Annotated in this window: 8 protein-coding genes; 3 read left to right on the top strand and 5 right to left on the bottom strand. The window is 64.7% G+C overall.

What is annotated here, in order from left to right; translation table 11 throughout:
- The first annotated feature begins 57 nt into the window (after nucleotides 1-57).
- Both QP415_RS03270 and QP415_RS03265 read left to right on the top strand, forming a co-directional pair.
- Nucleotides 58-3,972, top strand: a complete 3,915-nt coding sequence (locus tag QP415_RS03270) for a S8 family serine peptidase (RefSeq protein WP_285098657.1) — start codon at nucleotides 58-60, stop codon at nucleotides 3,970-3,972.
- A gap of 444 nt (nucleotides 3,973-4,416) precedes the next feature.
- Complete coding sequence (locus tag QP415_RS03265) at nucleotides 4,417-8,373, top strand: S8 family serine peptidase (RefSeq protein WP_285098656.1); 3,957 nt, start codon at nucleotides 4,417-4,419, stop codon at nucleotides 8,371-8,373.
- Between the two features lie 1,009 nt (nucleotides 8,374-9,382).
- Here the strand turns inward: QP415_RS03265 and QP415_RS03260 are convergent.
- Complete coding sequence (locus QP415_RS03260) at nucleotides 9,383-11,323, bottom strand: solute carrier family 23 protein (RefSeq protein ID WP_285098655.1); 1,941 nt, start codon at nucleotides 11,321-11,323, stop codon at nucleotides 9,383-9,385.
- Between the two features lie 595 nt (nucleotides 11,324-11,918).
- On the opposite strand from QP415_RS03260, the gene QP415_RS03255 reads away from it, so the two are divergent.
- Complete coding sequence (locus tag QP415_RS03255) at nucleotides 11,919-12,200, top strand: HU family DNA-binding protein (RefSeq protein ID WP_003790058.1); 282 nt, start codon at nucleotides 11,919-11,921, stop codon at nucleotides 12,198-12,200.
- Between the two features lie 209 nt (nucleotides 12,201-12,409).
- On the opposite strand, the gene QP415_RS03250 is transcribed toward QP415_RS03255, so the two are convergent.
- From QP415_RS03250 to QP415_RS03235, 4 genes are all read right to left on the bottom strand, one after another.
- Entirely contained in the window at nucleotides 12,410-14,461 is a 2,052-nt protein-coding gene (locus QP415_RS03250) for an ABC transporter ATP-binding protein (protein ID WP_285098649.1), read from the bottom strand.
- A gap of 10 nt (nucleotides 14,462-14,471) precedes the next feature.
- Complete coding sequence (locus QP415_RS03245) at nucleotides 14,472-15,371, bottom strand: ABC transporter permease (protein ID WP_016460089.1); 900 nt, start codon at nucleotides 15,369-15,371, stop codon at nucleotides 14,472-14,474.
- Nucleotides 15,368-16,327 carry an ABC transporter permease gene (locus QP415_RS03240; RefSeq protein ID WP_016460088.1) on the bottom strand — a complete coding sequence of 320 codons (960 nt, stop codon included), beginning with the start codon at nucleotides 16,325-16,327 and terminating at the stop codon, nucleotides 15,368-15,370. The genes QP415_RS03245 and QP415_RS03240 overlap by 4 nt, the downstream gene beginning before the upstream one ends.
- 79 nt (nucleotides 16,328-16,406) lie before the next feature.
- A complete protein-coding gene (locus tag QP415_RS03235) occupies nucleotides 16,407-18,203 on the bottom strand; it encodes a peptide ABC transporter substrate-binding protein (RefSeq protein ID WP_016460087.1) in 1,797 nt (598 codons plus the stop codon).
- Nucleotides 18,204-18,273 lie beyond the last annotated feature (70 nt).

The following is an 18,273-nucleotide window of genomic DNA, read 5'->3' as shown; positions in this document are numbered from 1 at the left end:
GCGATCACCCACCCTCATGCAGCTCAACACTTTAGGTGTGAAGAAAGTGAGCCGACAATGTTCCACTACCGACGCGTAGCGCTGACGCTGATAGCGGCCGGCGCCCTCGCATTCACGACGGCCGGCGTGCCCGCGGCCTTCGGGGCCGACGCCGACGCAACCCAGGCCTCGTCGTCCCAGCAGGCCGGCGATGACTCGCCCAGCACGATCATCGTCCAACTCGACGCGCGTGATGACGGAGTCGACCGCGCCGCGTACTACGCGCAGATGAAAACGCGCATCGGCGAGGCCGTGGCCGCGGCCAGCCCGGGCGCCACCATTTCCGATGTGCGCGACTACCTCCACGCCTTCGATGGATTTGCCATCCAGGCACCTGCCTCGACTCTCGGTGCGATCCGGGCGACGGCTGGCGTCAAGGGCGCTTTCCTCGATGGAGACAACTCCTTCGTCACCGACGAGGAGATCAACGGACAATACCGCGCCGCTGCCGGCGGTGGAGACTCCGGCATCACGCCCGGGTCGGCGGCGCAGATGATGCGAGCCAACGCGGCCTCCCAGAAGGGGCAGGGCCAGGTCATCGAGCTCATCGACAGTGGTATCGACACCTCGCACGAGGCCTTTGCCGGCGACATGGATGCCGCGTCACTGCGCCTCACGCAGGATGCGGCAGCTTCCCTGACCTCCCAGCTGGGCGTGGGCAAGGCGGGAGTCTGGGTCAGCCCCAAGATTCCTTTCGCCTACGACTACGGTGACGGGGACACGAACGTGCTCGCCACGGACGAAGGAGACGACCATGCGCGCGCTGCGAACACCCAGGGCACGCGCGTCGCCGCGCTCGCGGCGGCCAACGGGGGACAGTTCTCCGGGGCGGCACCCCAGGCGCAGCTCATCGTCGCGAAGGTAACGAAGGATCCGGGCAATCACGCCAGCGATGTCGACCTGCTGGCGGCGCTCGACGACGCGATGGTCCTGCGCCCCGACGTCATCTCCGTGTCTTTTTCCAAGACCGAAGGAATGAATGACGCCGCCGCGTCCCTCTATTCTCAGGTCTATGAGACCTTCGGTGCGCAGGGCACGACCGTCTACGCGCCCGCCGGGGACGTTGAGCGCTATGGGCGCGCGGACGACCCGGACAATGGCGCGCTCGGTTTCCCGGCCGCCTTCTCCTCAACCCTCGCGGTCGCCTCGGTCAACGAGCAGGAGATCATGGGAGCCATCACCTTCGGCGATCACCTGATCGGATATCGCCCCGTGACCCGCATGGGCAAGGGCGACGGACCGGGCTTTGACTCCCTTGCCGAAGGAACCTACCGCGTCGTCTACGCCGGAAACGGCTCGAGCGAAGACCTGACGAAGAACCTGGGCGCGGACTACGGGGACCTGTCCCACACGATCCTCCTCGAAGAGCTGGGAGGCACCGACTCGCGGGGCAAAGACGTGGAGGTCAAGCACAAGATCAAGGCCCTGAAGTCCCTGACGAGCAAGCCCGCCGGCGTTCTGCTCGGCCACTGGTACGACACCGAAACCCCCGTGAAGTGGTCGGTCGACCGCTGGTTTAGCATCCCGATGGGGACCATCACGACCTCGGATCGCAACCGCCTCTACGACGCGATCAAGGCCTCCGGCACTGGATCGATCGAGGTTGGCGTCTCTGCTTCCACGACCCTCACCGTGCCCGAGGGCCTGTCCGCGTCGGACTTCTCCTCCACCGGCGCCACCCCTGACCTGCGGCTCAAGCCCGAGATCGCAGCACCCGGTGGCAGGGTCGCGTCCGCCACGCCCGGAAACGACTACGACAACGAGTCCGGTACGGCCGAGGCCTCGGGTCAGGCCGCCGCGGTCGCTACCCTCGTGCGTCAGCGCGTGGCATCCGACCCGGCGTTCGCGGGTCTGTCGGACGCCGAGAAGAACGCCGTCGTCACGAAGCTCCTGATGGGCACTGCCCGCCCGATCGCGGACGCGCAGCAGGATGACGGTACCTTCTACTCGCCTCGCCGAGTGGGTGCCGGCCTGGTTGACGCTGCGGGGGCCACGACCTCGTTTGTGTACCCGACCGTCGTCGGCGCGGCCAATCCGTCGCGTCCCAAGGCCGACCTGGGTGAGGGTACCTCCGGCTGGAGCTTCCAGGTCACCCTCACGAACGTCTCCGACAGTGCGCGCACCTATACCCTGGGCGGCCAGGCGCTGTCCGAAAAGGTCGAGAGCATGCTGCTGTCGCACCACTCGACCAACTGGGCGGGGAAGGGCATTGACCTGACGTTCTCCGCGGACTCGGTGACCGTGCCCGCCAAGGGGGAGGCCACCGTGACCGTCACCGTGACCCCGCGCGAGGCCTTCGCCTCGTACGCGGCCGCGAACACCCCCAAGGGAACGTTCATCGACGGTGCCGTGACCTTCACGAGCGCCGACGGAGCTCCGAATCTCACCGTCCCCTACATGGGCTTCTACGGCTCCTGGGGCGCGCCCGCCATCTTCGACCAGGTCACCCCGAACAACCACATCAGCGGCTACGGGTCGACCTTCATGGACGGAAACCTCCCGTTCGGGCAGCAGAGCCCCTTCGACGTCGAGGACGAGCGGATGATCAACGGGGTCGATCCCGACCTCTTCATCATCACCCGTTCGACGGATGAGAATGCGCGCAGGGGCGTGCACCCGGGCACTGTGCTGCTGCGCTCCGTGTCCTCCCTGACCTACACCTTCGCCAACGAGGCCGGACAGACCATCCGTACCTTCACGTGTGGGCGCGCGGATCGGTCCATCTACGACGTGCAGGAGCGCTCGCCGCGCACTGTCGAGGACTCTGTGCCCGGATGCGACCCCTGGTTCTCCGGCTACGCGCCCGATGGAAGCGAGCTGCCGGATGGACGCTACACGCTGACGATCGAGGGCACGACCGAGGGACCCTCGCCCTCAACCCAGCAGATCAGCTACGGTCTCACGCTGGACACCAAGGCCCCCGTCATCTCGAACGTGACGGTGAGCGGTGACGGTAACGACCGCACGCTCTCCTTCGACGTCGCTGACTCCTCGCCCATATCGGCCGTCGGCTTCTCGGCCACCGCCGATGGCCCCATCGTCGAACGCGGAGCCGAGGTCTACCCGACCGAACGCGGGGAGGACGGGCTGGTTCACCGCCACTTCGACGTCCCACTGAAGGACGTGCTGACGAGCATCGGCGGGGACCCATCGTCCATCTACCTGCACGTGTGGGACTGGCCCGCCAACAAGGGGACGGCTCCGGTTGCCCTCAAGGTGATCCCCATGACGTCGCTGGCACTCTCCCAGACGTCCGCGACGCTGCGCGTCGGTGAGACGCTGACGCTGAGCGCCACCCACGAACCCGCGGACGCCAACGTGACGGAGCTTACCTGGTCCTCCTCGGACGAGGCCGTGGCGACCGTCAGCGCGACCGGCGAGGTCAGCGCGGTGGGCGCGGGCGACGCGACCATCACCGTGACCGACCCGACGCAGCCCAGCGTGACGGCCAGCGCCACCATTCACGTGAGCGCTCCCGCCCCCGCCGCGAAGGCGGGAACGTGGAAGCGGGATGGCCGCGGCTGGTGGTACCGCTACGAGGACGGGACCTACCCGGCCGACACGACCCTTGTCATCGACGGGGCCACCTACCGCTTCGACGCGCACGGCTACATGCGTACCGGCTGGGTCAAGGAACAGGGCTCCTGGTACTACCACAAGGCCTCGGGCGCCCAGGCGAGCGGATGGATCCTCGACGGCGTCTCCTGGTACTACCTGGACCCGGCCACGGGCGCCATGGCGACCGGCTGGGTCAAGGACGGTGAGACCTGGTACTACCTCAATCCCTCCACCGGCAAGATGATGACGGGATGGCTCAAAGACGGCGGCGCCTGGTACTACCTGAAGACCGGAAGCGGCGCGATGGCCACGGGTCGGCTGCGCATCTTCTGGACCTGGTACACCTTCTCGGAGACGGGACAGCTGATCAGCTAGATCACCTCTGAGCCTGCCCCAGGCCCGCGAACCCAGCGTGACGCCGGGTTCGCGGGCCTGGGCGTCTGTCAAGGACGTGAGCGCTAAAATTCCCAGGGTTTTTTCAGGTTGTCTTGTCGTTGTCGCAAGGTTCGGCCCTTACACTGAATGTCATCACAAGGGAATATGGCACGGACCACGAGGGTCCGGGATATGCCGACGAGACTTTTACGAGGAGCTTTCTGGGAAAACTTGCACTGTGTTGATGGGATAGGCTGAGGGGTCGACCGCGAGGTCGGCCCCTCAGCTTATGCGCTGCCGTGCACAAAATGTCAGTGGGCGGACAGGGTGATGCTCCAGCGGACATGCATACTGCACAACTGGCAGAACTTTCGCATAATGGGACGGCGCGCCACACGGACGCGCATGTCATCGCCACCTTATCGATACGTAAGTGAGCCCTTGATGTCCCATCACTCCACCCCGGCACTCGCACTCGCCGCCGCCCTCGCCCTGACCGGCGTGAGCGTCCCGGCGCTCGCGGTGAGCCCCCAGCCGGGCGGTGTCCTCCCCGCCAACCCCGCCCAGGCCTCGTCCCCCGAGGCGCGCACGGGTACGCGCGTCGAGGACCCGCTCCTCTCCATCCGTCAGGCCGAGGCCGGGGGAGTGACCCTGCCTGACGCTGCCTCCGCGCAGGAGGCGGCTGACGACACCCCGACGACGATCATTGTCCAGTTCGAGGAGGCCGCGGTCGGCGGCTCTGCACCGGCCACGCGCGACGAGGTCAAGGCCCGCATTGCCTCGGCGGTTCAGGCGGCCGTGCCCGGCGCGCAGGTTACCACCGTGCGCGACTACACGAACGCGCTCGACGGCTTCGCTATCGAGGCGCCGGGTTCCGCACTCTCCGCCATCCAGAAGGTCCAGGGCGTGAAGGTCGCGTTCATCGAGGGGGTGCACAAGCCGCTGGAAGCCAGCGCGGATGGAGCGGGTACACCCGTCCTCAAGAACGCCTCCTCCCTGGCGATGACGCGCGCGGCCGAGGCTGCCCAGAAGGGCGACCGTCAGGTCATCGAGGTCATCGACTCCGGACTGCAGACCGACCACGACGCCTTTGCCGGCTCGATGAACGGTGTTGATGTGCGCCTGAGCCAGGCCGACGTCCAGGCCTTCGCGAGCAAGCTGCCGCACGGTAGTTCCGGCACGTACGTCAACAGCAAGATCCCCTTCGCCTACGACTACGCCGACAACGACGCTGACGTCGTTCCCCACTCCGAGAAAGACCTGTCCCACGGCACGCACGTCACCGCGATCGCAGCCGCCAACGCCGACGTCCTGCAGGGCACCGCGCCCCACGCGCAGATCGTCGTCGCCAAGGTGGCCTCCGATGCGGATGGGTCGATGCCCGATAGTGCCCTCCTGGCCGCCCTCGACGACGCTCTCGTCATCAAGCCCGACGTTATCAACCTTTCCCTGGGCGACGACGCCGGCATGAGCAGCGACGCCGGCAGCGTCTTCGCGGGCGTCTACGAAGCGCTCACCAATGCCGGAATCACCGTCAACGCCGCTTCGGGCAACGCATTCTCCAACGCGTACGGCAACAACAGCGGCCAGAACAAGCCGTTCGCGACCGACCCCGACACGGGCACGCTCGGCGAACCCGCCTCCTACAAGTCCACGCTGGCCGTCGCCTCGGTCGACAATCAGGAGGCCCTGTCCTACGTGACCCTGGGGGACCGTAAGATCGCCTACCGCACCGCGCTCGACGGTCAGGGAGAGGCCGTGCGCGGCCTGCGCGACATCCCCGAGAAGAGCTACCGCGTCGTTGATGCCGGCGCGGGCGGCGGCGACGAACTCGACAAGTACGCGGGCACTAACCGACTGAGCCTTGCTGACGCGATCGTCCTCGAAGACAAGGGCGGCACCGACACCCGGACCGGCACGGCGATGACCGACGACCTCAAGGCCTCGTACCTGACGGGCTTCCCGTCAACGCCCGCGGCCCTCATGATCGCCGACACCGACGACTCGGCCACGCCCTACCAGTCAATCCTGGGCGCCACCACCTCGATGCCCACGGTGACCATCACCAAGAAGGACGGCGAAGCGATCCGTGAGGCGCTGGCCGCCGCGGGCGGCGCGGACGTGTACCTGACTGTCACTCACTCGGGTATCGTGCTGGCCTCGAATAACCCCACGGCCTCGGAATTCTCAGCGTGGGGTGTGGCCCCCGACCTGACGCTCAAGCCCGAAATCGCGGCCCCCGGCGGCGACATCATGTCCGCATACCTGGGCAACGAGTACCAGCGCCTGTCGGGCACCTCGATGGCCTCCCCGCAGGTTGCCGGCATCAGCGCGCTCGTGCGCCAGCGCATCTCGGGTGACCCCGCATTCTCCGGCATGAGCGCCAAGGAGAAGAACGCCGTCGTTACCAACCTCCTCATGGGCACCGCCCACCCGCTCATCGACGTCGAGCTGGGGGACGGCACCTACTACTCGCCGCGCAAGGTCGGTGCGGGTGCCGTTGACGCGGTCGCTGCCACCACCGCGACCGTCTACCCGACCGTCGTCGGAGCCGCCGATACCTCCCGACCCAAGGCCGACCTCGGCGATGGAACGAACGGTTGGACCTTCCAGGTGCGCCTGACCAACCTCTCCGACGCCGCCCACACATACACGCTCGGTGGCCAAGCGCTCTCCGAAATGGTCGAGGAGGGCCTCTTCCTCGAGCACTCGCAGAACTGGGCGGGCGCGGGCATCTCGCTGTCCTTCTCCGGCGACGGCGTGTCCGAGGCCGGGGACGCCCAGCAGATCACGGTCCCCGCGAATTCGACCGCCACCGTGAGCGTCGCGGTGACCCCCGAGTCCGAGTTTGCGGCCTTCGCCTCGGCGAACACGCCCAAGGGAACCTTCATCGACGGCGCCGTGACCTTTACGAGCGAGGACGGGACGCCGAGCCTGACCGTCCCCTACCTGGGCTTCTACGGCTCCTGGGGCGCCCCCAACGTCTTCGACGGCAAGTGGTCGGATGACGAGACGACGCCCGTGCACGTCTACCGTTCCGCGCTGGTCAACGCGCACTCGTCCATCCCGCTGGGCGCGCTCAACCCGCTGTCGGACAAGCAGGATTCGAACCTGGTCACCACGATCAACACGCAGCGCCTCATCACCTCGCGCGCCAAGTGGGCGGGTGCCCCCGACAAGATCGCGCCGATGACCGGCATGCTGCGTTCCGTCCCCTCGATGACGCTCACCTACCGCAACTCCGCGGGCGAGTCTGTGCGCTCCTACACGATCAACCGCGTGCGCAAGTCCCTCTACGACCTCGAGACCGGTTGGACGAAGCCGGGCGAGTTCGCGGGCGAGGAACCCTTCTTCGATGGGCTTGATGAATCCGGTAACGCGCTGCCCGACGGCCGCTACACCCTGACGATTGAGGCCGCGACGGACGGCCCGTCCTCGCAGACGCAGCAGATGAGCTACGAGTTCACGCTGGACACGAACGCACCCGTCATCTCCAACCTGGCGGTGAGCGGCGAGGGCGATGCCCGCACCGTGTCCTTCGACGTCACCGACGCCTCGCCCGTGGCCGGCATCGACTTCCACGAGGATGCCGACGGCGCCTGGTACTACCGCAAGCTCGTCGAGGACGATGGCGAGGTCCTGGCCGACGGCACGCACCGCTACCACTTCGACGTGCCCGTCTCGGAGCTCACGAGCGCGTGGGCGAAGCAGGGGCGCACCGACGAGGCCCCGGTGACCCCCTACCTGTACGCCTGGGACTGGGGCGTCAACCCCGTGAAGCAGGAGGTTCGCCTCCAGGGTGACCCGACGCCTGCGCCGAGTGTGGACCCGACTCCGGCTCCCACGCCCGATCCGACGCCGGCTCCGTCTCCGGATCCGACCCCGGCTCCCGCTCCTCAGGGTGGGGCGTGGATCAAGGATTCTGTTGGTTGGTGGTATCGCTATTCGGATGGGACTTTCCCGGCTGGCCAGACGGTGCGGATCGGTAATTCGACGTATCGCTTTGGTGCGGATGGTTACATGCGTACTGGTTGGGTGAGTGAAGATGGCGCGTGGTTCTACCATGACGCGTCGGGTGCTCAGGCCAGTGGTTGGGTCAAGGATGGTGGTTCTTGGTATTACCTGGATCCGGCGTCTGGTCGCATGGTCACGGGTTGGTTGCTTGATGGTCTGACCTGGTACTACTTGATGCCTGGTAGTGGTGCGATGGCGATTGGTTGGGTCAAGGACGGGGTGTCCTGGTATTTCATGGCTCCCAGTGGTGCACTCATGACCGGGTGGGTGCAGGATCGGGGTGCCTGGTATTACCTCAGCACTGATTCGGGTGCGATGTATACCGGCGGTCACTGGATCGGCTGGAAGTGGTACTACTTCGCCGAGAATGGCCAGTGGAACGGCTGATGCCCTACACAACACGCTGAGTGTGCGTGACACGGTGTGCGCTCCCGGTCTCCCGGGGGCGCACACTCGTTTTGTGTCCAATTATCTGTGGGGTCAAAATCCCAGGGTTTTCTCAGCTGCCCTTGCCGTTGCCGCAAGGTTGGCCTCCTACAGTAGGTGTCATCACAAGGGAATACGGCACGGGCCACACGGGCTCGGATAATGCCGACGAGAGACATTTTGAGGAGCTTACTGGGACTACTTGCACTGTGTTGATGGGATACGCCGAGGGGCCGACCGCCAGGTCGGCCCCTCGGCGTATCTGCATCTGGAGCGACTCGTGGGAACTGTGGGTGAAGAGCGTGATGTGTTGGCGGTGGCTTCGTCGTCCGTGCAGCTGAGTGTGTGCGGTGGGGTTTTGTGTGACGGGTCTGTAGTACGGAGTGTGGTGAGGAGCCTGCGCCGCGGAGTGTCGTGAGGAGTTTGCGCTGCGGGAAAACCCCTGTTGTGGATCTGTTTCCCAGTGCCCACCAATTTCGCACGTAATTCCCTCGCGACTGCTTCAAACATTGAATTGTGGTCGTTGGAATTGCAACGTTTCTGGATGTTGTTGAATGTTCACGCAGTCGAATTACGTGCGAGTTTTGTCTGGTTGTGGTTATGGCGGGGGTGTTGTAGGCCTATCGGTGGCCTCCGCGCTGGGCGCCGTTGGGGGTTTTGCACGACACGAAGCCCTCTGACGGCGTGTCGTCGTGTCGGACCCTTGTGTAGCGCAATTCCCCCCGTCTCGGTCTCCTCCAGCAATTTCGCATGCAATTCCCCTGAACGATCTTGTTCGTCTGTATCAGTACGTGTCGCCGTGTCACTTGTGTTTTGGAATTGCATGCGACTTTGTATAGCTAGGGGCGCATGAGGTGAGGGCTTTGCTGCGGGTCTTGCTGCGGGCTGTGCTGGGCATGAAAAACCGGGGCGCGCCAGGCATATCGCCCAACGCGCCCCGGCCTCGTCAATGAGAGACGCTGAGTGCTACTCAGAGGCGCTCAAAACCAGCGTCCCACGCGGCGCGCACGGGGTTCGCATCGGCGACCAGCTGATCGAAACGCAGGTCGGCGATGTCGATGACCTCGCCGAGCGCGAAGCGAGCCTCGCGGGCGGGGGAGTGCTCGACGCGACGCCAGCCCGAGGACAGCAGATGCTTGCGGTCCACCACGTTATCCACGCAGATGACCAGCGGGCGATTGAACTTCTCGCGGTAGGCGGCTGCCAGAGCACGCAGCTCCTCGGCTTCCTCAGAGGACACCTCGCCCACGGATAGCGACGAGGTATCCGAGCTCGCCTGCTCGTCGCCTGCGCCGTCGAGGACCAGGGAAACGACGTCCGTGTAGGAGGCGATGAGCTCCTCGGCCTCTTCGGGGGAAGCCGACAGGACGGCGTCCTCGAAGGAGGAGCGCAGCTCGGAGACGGATGCGAAGGGACGGGACTCCCAGGCACGCTCGACCGGCCACGTGTGCGAGGAGAACATCGACGAGAAGGTGGCGACGAACTGGTCGCGATCCATCGCGTTGACGTCGTCCAGGTTGATCTTCCTGCCGTCCACCACGGCCACGTCCGGCGAGGCGGGGCGTCCGATGTGGAAGAACAGCAGGTTCAAGATGATCGCCGTCAGCGAGCCGATGGTGACGCCGGAACCGAAGATGATCTGCAGCCAGGAGGGCATCACCGTGACGATGCCGGGCTTCAGCGTCACGAGGAGGGCCAGGCCGATCGAGGTGGAGACGATGACCGCGTTGCGGTTGTCTCGCAGATCGACCTTCGACAGGGTCTGGATACCAACAACCGCGACGTTCGCGAACATCGCCAGGGACGCGCCGCCGATGACGGGCTGCGGGATGGCTGCAACGATGGCTGCGGCCTTGGGCAGCACGCCCAGGATGATCATGAAGACGCCCGCTGCGGTCACGACCCAGCGAGACTTCACGCGGGTCAGGCGCACCAGGCCGACGTTCTGCGCGAAGCAGGTGTAGGGGAAGGAGTTGAGGACGCCGCCCAGCAGGGTGGACAGGCCGTCGGCGCGCAGGGCGTTGGCGATATCGCGTGGGGCGATGCGCTTGCCCACGACCTCACCGGTGGCGAAGACGTCGCCGGTGGTCTCCACGGCGGTCACTGCCATGACGATGATCATCGCGATAATGGCGGTCACCGAGAACTTCGGGATGCCGAAGTAGAAGGGGGTGGTAATAGCGACCCAGCTGGCCTCGCCGACGCCGGAGAAGTCGGTCTTGCCCATTGCGAAGGCAACGGCCGTCATGATCAGCAGCGCGAGGAGGACGGAGAGCGTTCCCATGAAGCCCTTGAAGAGGCGCTGAATGATGATGATGATGGCGATCGTGCCGAATGCAAGGCCGAGACCCTCGTACGTGAGCGCCGTCTTCGCTGCGTCGTCGGTAGCCTTGTCAGCCCAGGCGACAATGTCTCCGGCGGAGACGGACAGGAGGGTCGTGCCCATGACCGTCAGGAGGGTGCCCGTGACGATCGGCGGGAAGAAGCGTAGGAGCTTGGCAAAGAACGGGGCGACCAGGAAGACGATGAGGCCGACGGCGATGATGGAGCCGTACATGGTGACCAGGCCGGTCCTGGGGTCTGCGCCGGCGGGCGTGGCCGCCGCGCCGATTGCGATGAGTGGGGAGACGGCAGTGAAGGTGACGCCCTGAATAAGGGGGAGCTTCACGCCGATGAATCGGCCGATGCCAGCCGACTGGATGATGGTGGCGATGCCACAGGTGAGCAGGTCTGCGTTGATGAGGTGGACCAGCGTGTGATTATCGAGTCCGAGTCCGGAAGCGATAACGAGCGGGACGACCACGGCACCCGCGTAGAACGCGAGGACGTGCTGAATGCCCAGAATGGTGAGTTTTCCAAAGGGAGGAACTTGATCGACGGGATGGGGAGCGGACGAGGGGCTTGATGCCATCTGTGTCTCCTGGACCTTTATCCAAGTGTTGAAGGGACGCATCCATTCTCTGTGATCGGGCAGCAGATTTTACGAGTTATTTAGAAAGTGTGGCGAGTTATATCTTGTATCTGCTCGTCGTGGCTGGCGTGAGGTGGGCCAGTTGTTGGAGGTGGGCGCTGAAATGTCGCGCTTTGTCCCTCCGCCGATGGTCGTGAAGGTGGTTGATTGAGTCGTCGCCCGTCGTTGGCCTTCGTCCCGCTTCGTGAACGATGAGGCGGGGAGTTGGGGATGTTCGGATGCCCTCGGGGGAGTGGTCGACACTCGATGTTTGTCAGGCGTTATGAGAGGGGTTTAGCCTCGGTTGTGGGAGGTCTTGCCGTTACCGGGAAACGTGCCGGTGGAGCAGTATTTGGGTGCCGTGGAATGACGACCACCCGGCAAGTTTGAGTGATCTGATGCACAGAATTGACGGTTTTCGAGCAAAAAATCGAGAATTTTTCGTGAAATCCGCGAAATCTGGCCCTAAAGTCGGCGAAATCGTCGAAGATTTCGTAGTGTGTCATTCGTGGCCACGAAAGTGGTAACCAAGAACGAACAGGAATGAGGTTTCTCAATGTCCGTGAACCGTACCGAGCTTGTCGCTCAGATTGCCGAACGCGCCGACCTGACCAAGGCGAAGGCCGACGAGGCCCTGGCCGCCTTCCAGGCCGTCCTCGTTGAGTCCCTGGCTAAGGGCGAGGCCGTCAAGGTCACCGGCCTGCTCTCGGTCGAGCGTGTTGAGCGCGCCGCCCGCACCGGCCGCAACCCGCGCACCGGTGAAGAGATCAAGATCCCCGCTGGCTACGGCGTCAAGCTCTCCGCTGGCTCCACCCTGAAGAAGGCCGTCTCCAAGTGACGCGCTGACGACAGCGAAGCGTGTGGGGCGTGACCGCGTGGTCGCGCCCCACACGCGTCTTTGTGGCCATGATGCCGCCGCGATGGGCAGTGGCGCCCCGGCGCGGTCGTGGCCGTTGGAAGCGCATCGTGTTCTGCCCTGCATGACGGTGCCCCCGGCCTGATGACTCAGGCCGGGGGCACCGCTTGGAGTTCGCATGAACGTATGTGTCAGGCGTCCACCTTTTCCTTCACGCTCAGCGACAGGAGCGGGTGGTGGCAGGCCACGCGGTGCGTCTCATCCGTGAGCATGGGCTGCACCTTGCACTCCTCGCCCGCAAACGGGCAGCGCGGGCGGAAACGGCAACCCTCAGGCGGGTTGACGGCGCTCGGCGGCTCGCCGGTGAGCTTGATGGCATTCTCGTCGTGCTTGAACTCCGGGTCGGGCACGGGGATCGAGTCGATGAGCGCCTTCGTGTAGGGGTGCTTCGGGTTCTTGACGACCTCGGAAGCCGGGCCCTCCTCGACGATGCGGCCCAGGTACATGACGCCGATACGGTCCGCCATGTACTGGACGACCGCCAGGTCGTGGCTGATGAACAGGTAGGACAGGCCCAGTTCCTGCTGCAGGTCCTTCATGAGGTTGAGGACCTGTGCCTGGACGGAGACGTCCAATGCGGAAACGGGTTCGTCCGCCACGATCAGGTCGGGTGCCAGGGTCAGCGAACGGGCGAAGCCGATGCGCTGGAGCTGTCCGCCCGAGAACTCGTGCGGGTAGCGGTCGAGGATCTCCTCGGTCAGGCCGACCTGCTCGAGGATCTCCATGATGCGCTCGGCGATCTGGCGAGCGTTGCCGGTCTTCTGGATGCTCATGGGCTCGGCCAGGATCTGGTCGATGCGCATGCGCGGGTCCATCGCCGCGTAGGAGTCCTGGAACATCATCTGCACGTCGCGGTGGATGCGTACGGCGTCGCGTCCCTTGAGCGTGGCCAGGTCGCGTCCATCGAGCTCGATGGCGCCACCCGAGGGCGGCTCGAGGCCGGCGATGAGTCGGCCCACGGTGGACTTACCGCAGCCGGACTCGCCGACGAGGCCGTAGGTCTCGCCCTTCTTCACCGTGATGGAGACGCGGTCGACGGCGGAGACAACGCCCTTTTCGCGCTTGAAGAAGCCCGATCCGGCCGACTCGTACTCGCGCGAAGCCTCCTTGACGTCGAGCAGTGTTTCGTGGGAGATCTGCGGGACGTTCTCGGCCGCACCGTCGGTCTTGTTGGAATCCAACTTGCCCTGGAGGACCGCGGGAGACTCGTCGCCCTCCTGAACCGGGTGGAAGCAGGAGAAGGTGTGGGTCTCGTCGCCGCGCAGGTCCGGGTATCCCGCGCGGCACTCGTCAGTGGCCCACAGGCAGCGGGCTGCGAAGCGGCAGCCCACGGGCAGGTTGGTCAGCGATGGGGGAGCGCCGGGGATGGAGAAGAGCTTGGTGCCGGCCGCGAGGGCGCGCTCGGGCAGGGCCGCCATGAGCGAGCTCGTGTAGCGGTGCTTCGGCTCGGTGAACAGCGTCTTCGTTGGGGCGGTCTCAACGATGCGTCCGGCGTACATGACGGCAACGCGATCGGTGTGACCGGCCACAACACCCAGGTCGTGAGTGATGAGGATGACGCCCATCTTGTATTCGTCGCGCAGCTCGTCGATGAGGTCGAGGATCTGCATCTGCGTCGTCACGTCCAGGGCCGTCGTGGGCTCGTCCGCGATGAGGATGCGCGGCTTGCACACGAGGGCCATGGCGATCATGACGCGCTGGCGCATACCGCCGGAGAGCTGGTGTGGGTAGTTGTTGATAACCACCTCGGGACGAGGCATACCAACGCGCTTGAGGATCTCGACGGCGCGCTCGAGGGCTTCCTTCTTCGAGAGGCCCTCGTGCACGCGCAGAGGCTCGCACACCTGAAGGCCGATCTTCATGGTCGGGTTCAGAGAGGTGAGCGGATCCTGGAAGATCATGCCGACCTTGGTGCCGCGCAGCTTGCGCTTCTCCTTGAGCGGCAGCTGGGTGAGGTCCTGTCCGTCGAGGATGATCGAGCCGGAGGAGACCTTGCCGCCCTGGGGCAGGAGCCCCATGAGAGACAGAGCGGTCATGGTCTTACCGGAGCCGGATTCGCCCACGATGCCGAGGGTTTCGCCGGGGTTCACGTGCAGGTCGACGCCGGAGAGGGCACGGACCACGCCGGAACGGATCTCAATGTCGGTGTGCAGATCTTTGATCTGAAGGAGTGGAGTATTCATAGTTCAGTGCTCACCTCTTGCGCAGTCGAACTTCGAAGGCGTCACGCAGGCCGTCGCCGATGAAGTTGAACGACAGGACCAGGAGGATGATGAGGACGCCCGGCGGGTAGAGCAGCCACCAGTTGCCCGAGTAGACGTGCGACTGGCTGTTGGAGAGCATGGCTCCCCAGTCAGTGGCGGGAGGCTGCGCGCCCAGGCCGAGGAACGACAGGTAGGCGACGTAGAGGACGGCGTCGGCGACCTGGAAGGTCGCGTTGACGATGACGGTGCCGATCGTGTTGCGCACGATGTGCGTGCGAATGGCTCGGGGCATCGATCCACCCATGCCGCGCATCGCGACGACGTACTCGCGCGTGCGCAGGGAGAGGGCCTCGCCTCGAATCAATCGGGATGTGCCCAGCCAGGACAGCGCCGACATGATGATGATGAGGACCGGGACGGTCGGGGGGATCATCGTGGCGATCAGCATGAAGAGGAACAGGACGGGCACGGACATGAGTGCGTCAACGATACGCATCATGACCGCATCGATCCAGCCGCCCACGAAGCCGGCGATCGCACCGTAGAGGGTGCCGATCGTTGTCGCGAAGATGCCTGCGAAGAGGCCGACGATAATCGAGGTCTGGCCGCCCTTCATGAGGCGTCCGAGCTGGTCGTAACCGACCATATCGGTGCCGAGCGGATGCTCTGCGGAGGGGGCCAGCGCTGAGTTCGCCAGGTCGGTGTGGACTTGGTCGGTCACATAGAACATGGGGCCGATGAACGAGAAGGCCATCAGGATGAGGATCAAGCACACGCCGAAGACGGCGAGCTTGTTTTCCATGAAGACCTGCAGGCCCTGAAGCTTCGTCGACTTCCGGGCGGTGCGCGCCTTCGCTGGCGCGCTCACTGGTGCGGTTGCTGTGGTCATTTGGCACGTCCTGCCAGTCGGATGCGGGGATCAGCGAGGGCGTAGAGGAAGTCTGCCAGGAGCGCGCCGATGACGGTCGCGAAGGAGACGATGAGGGCGACGCCGAGGAGGATCGGGTAGTCGCGCCTGCCGGTCGCCTGGTAGTACAGGTAGCCCATGCCGTTGAAGTTGAAGAGCGTCTCGATGACCAGGGCGCCACAGAACATCGCGGGGATGTACAGGCCGATCATCGTGATGACGGGGAACATGGCGTTGCGCAGGGTGTGCACGAAGACAACGCGGAACTCCGACAGGCCCTTCGCGCGGGCGGTGCGCACGTACTGCTCGTTGAGGTTGTCCACCATGGAGGAGCGCACGTAGCGCGCGTAGGCGGCGATCGTTCCAATCGAGAGGGCGCACACGGGCAGAATCAGGTGATCCCACTGCTCCCACATGACCGCGAGGTCCTCGCCCTGTGGCGCATCGTTGGGCAGGATGGGCCACACCTGGGAGAAGAGGACGATCAGCAGAAGGCCCGCGAAGAAGATGGGGGTCGAGTAGGCGAGCAGACACGCGATCGTGACCACGTAGTCCGGCGCTTTATTTCTTTTCACTGCCTGCCATACGCCGAGGGGAATCGCGACGATGAGGGCGAGGATGGTGGACAGGAGGGACAGGAAGATGGTGCGCGGCAGGCGGGCGGCCAGCAGGTCGTTCACGGACTGGTTGTGCTGGTAGGAGTATCCGAAGTCGCCGTGCGCAATTTTGTTCAGGTAGGTGACGTACTGCTCGGGGATCGGGCGATCGTATCCATTCTCATGGTCGAAGGCCGCGAGCTGTTCTTGGGTCGCATCCTTACCGAGGGCAGCTCGGGCTGCGCCGCCCGGCTGGGACTGGAGAAGGATGAAGGTGATGATGGTGACCAGGAAGACGACGATGACTGCCTGGCCGAGGCGTTTGAGGATGAATTGGATCATTGCGAACTCCACAGTAAGGGGGCAGGCGCCCGCATGTGCGGGTGCGGGCGCCTGCCCCATGAGGCGTCAAGGCGAAGGTTTACTTACCTTCGGTCGACCACGACCAATCCTCGGGCCAGGTGTCGCCGGTGGCGTCGATGTCGCCCAGGTTGAGCGTCTTCTTCACCGCGGTGATCTGGTAGTACGGGTTGGGCATCCACAGAACGGGGAGGTCCTCCGCGAGGTAGTCGTTGTATGCCTGGAGGGCGTCGGGCTCGGAGGAGCGTGTCGACTCTTCGATCAGCTTGTCGGCCTCGGGGTTGGAGTACTGGCCGAGGTTGACGGGTGCGTCAGTGGCGAAGAGGCGCTCGCCGGAGGCGTAGATGGGGAAGCCCCACGAGGTCTGGGAGCCGAAGAAGGACATGTCCCACGTGCAGGGGGTCTCGTCGTCGCATGCCTGCGAGGCGCCGACCGAGTCGGGAACTTCGCTCATGTCGATCTTGATGCCGACCTTGCCGAACTGGGAGATGATCTCTTCGAACATCTGGTGCGTGGAGACGAAGCCCGACTGGGAGACGAGCTTGAAGTTCAGCGCGTCGCCGGCCGCGATGCCTTCACCGCACTGGTTGTCACCGGTGCCGGGGTTCTCGCAGGTGCTGGCGCCGTCGGGGTTGATCTTCCAGCCGTGGTCCTCGAGGAGCTTCTTGGCGTTGTCCGGATCGAACTTGTAGGCGCAGCCCTCGGTGGTGCCGACCTTGTCAGCCGCCATGGGGACGGGGCCACAGGTCGGGGAGGCGGTGCCGGACCAGATCTTGTCAGACAGGGTCGGCTGGTCGATGAGCTCCTGCATGGCCTGGCGGATGTACTTCTGCTTGATGAACTTCGAGCCGGGGGCCTTGTCGTAGAAGTTCAGGGCCAGGTAGGTGATGGAGTTGCCGGGCCAGAGGAAGACCTGGTAGCCCTTGTCCTCAACGGCCTTGCGCTGGTTGTACTGAGCAGCCGGGATGTAGCCGAAGTCGATGGCGCCCGAGCGCACGGAGTTGAACTCGGCGTCGTCACCCGTGAAGGCCTTGTAGATCAGCTTGTCGATCTTGGGCTTGTCCTCGCCCCAGTAGTTCTCGTTGGGAACGAGCTCGAGGCCCTGGTCGGGGGTGAAGGAGGAGAGCTTCCAGGGGCCGTTCACCGTCTGCCACAGCGGGTTGGTGGCGTAGGAGGAGAGGTTCTTGGCCTCGCCCTGCAGGTAGGAGAAGACCTTCTGGGCGCCCTCGGGGGTGCGGTCGAGGTCGGAGACGGCCTCGTCGGCGCTGGACTTGTCCCAGGCGTGCTGGGGGAGGAGAGCAACCTTGTTGATCTGGTTGTCAATGAACCAGGCCGGAGCGAACTTCTCTTCGGTGGTGATGGAGAAGGTGTGCTCGTCGATGATCTTCAGCTCGGCGCCGTCGGGGAAGAAGCCCTTCTTGTAGGAGGCCCACTCGTCCTTGTTGTTGGTGACGAGGTTCCACCAGAACTCAACGTCGCGGGTGGTGACGGGGGTGCCGTCGGACCACTTGGCGTCGTCGCGCAGCTTGATGGTGAAGGTCTTACCGTCTTCGGAGACCTCGGGGACCGTGCCCAGGGACTTGGGCAGGTTGATCTTGTAGGGGGTGTCGGAGGTGGACTTGTAGGCGAAGAGGGGACGGTACATCGCCTGGATGAACTGTCCGTTTTCGCCCTGGGTGTAGCCCTTGGCGGAGACCGGGAAGATCCAGTTCGGCGTGCGCGAGGCCATCGTGACCTCGTTCTTTCCGGTTTCCGAGGTAGCCGCGCGGTTGCTGCCGCCACAGGCGGACAGGCCCAGAGTGGCGACCATTGCGAGCGCCGCTCCGGTGGCGATCCACCGCTTCTTACTGAGATTCATGACTGCTCCAAATCAACGTTGATCGGGGGACACTGACGGGAGTGGACCCTGCCAGATGGCATACATCATA

It is taken from the genome of Pauljensenia sp. UMB3104 (assembly GCF_030217285.1).
In the GTDB taxonomy this organism is placed as follows: Bacteria; Actinomycetota; Actinomycetes; order Actinomycetales; family Actinomycetaceae; genus Pauljensenia.
The sequence above is the reverse complement of the archived record's forward strand: the minus strand, read 5'-3'. Positions and strand labels throughout refer to the sequence as shown.

What these genes read in the sequence shown, in the direction of transcription:
- QP415_RS03270 (WP_285098657.1), top strand. Translation starts at nt 58, where the DNA reads ATGTTCCACTACCGACGCGTAGCGCTGACGCTGATAGCGGCCGGCGCC.
- QP415_RS03265 (WP_285098656.1), top strand. Translation starts at nt 4,417, where the DNA reads ATGTCCCATCACTCCACCCCGGCACTCGCACTCGCCGCCGCCCTCGCC.
- QP415_RS03260 (WP_285098655.1), bottom strand. Translation starts at nt 11,323, where the DNA reads ATGGCATCAAGCCCCTCGTCCGCTCCCCATCCCGTCGATCAAGTTCCT.
- QP415_RS03255 (WP_003790058.1), top strand. Translation starts at nt 11,919, where the DNA reads ATGTCCGTGAACCGTACCGAGCTTGTCGCTCAGATTGCCGAACGCGCC.
- QP415_RS03250 (WP_285098649.1), bottom strand. Translation starts at nt 14,461, where the DNA reads ATGAATACTCCACTCCTTCAGATCAAAGATCTGCACACCGACATTGAG.
- QP415_RS03245 (WP_016460089.1), bottom strand. Translation starts at nt 15,371, where the DNA reads ATGACCACAGCAACCGCACCAGTGAGCGCGCCAGCGAAGGCGCGCACC.
- QP415_RS03240 (WP_016460088.1), bottom strand. Translation starts at nt 16,327, where the DNA reads ATGATCCAATTCATCCTCAAACGCCTCGGCCAGGCAGTCATCGTCGTC.
- QP415_RS03235 (WP_016460087.1), bottom strand. Translation starts at nt 18,203, where the DNA reads ATGAATCTCAGTAAGAAGCGGTGGATCGCCACCGGAGCGGCGCTCGCA.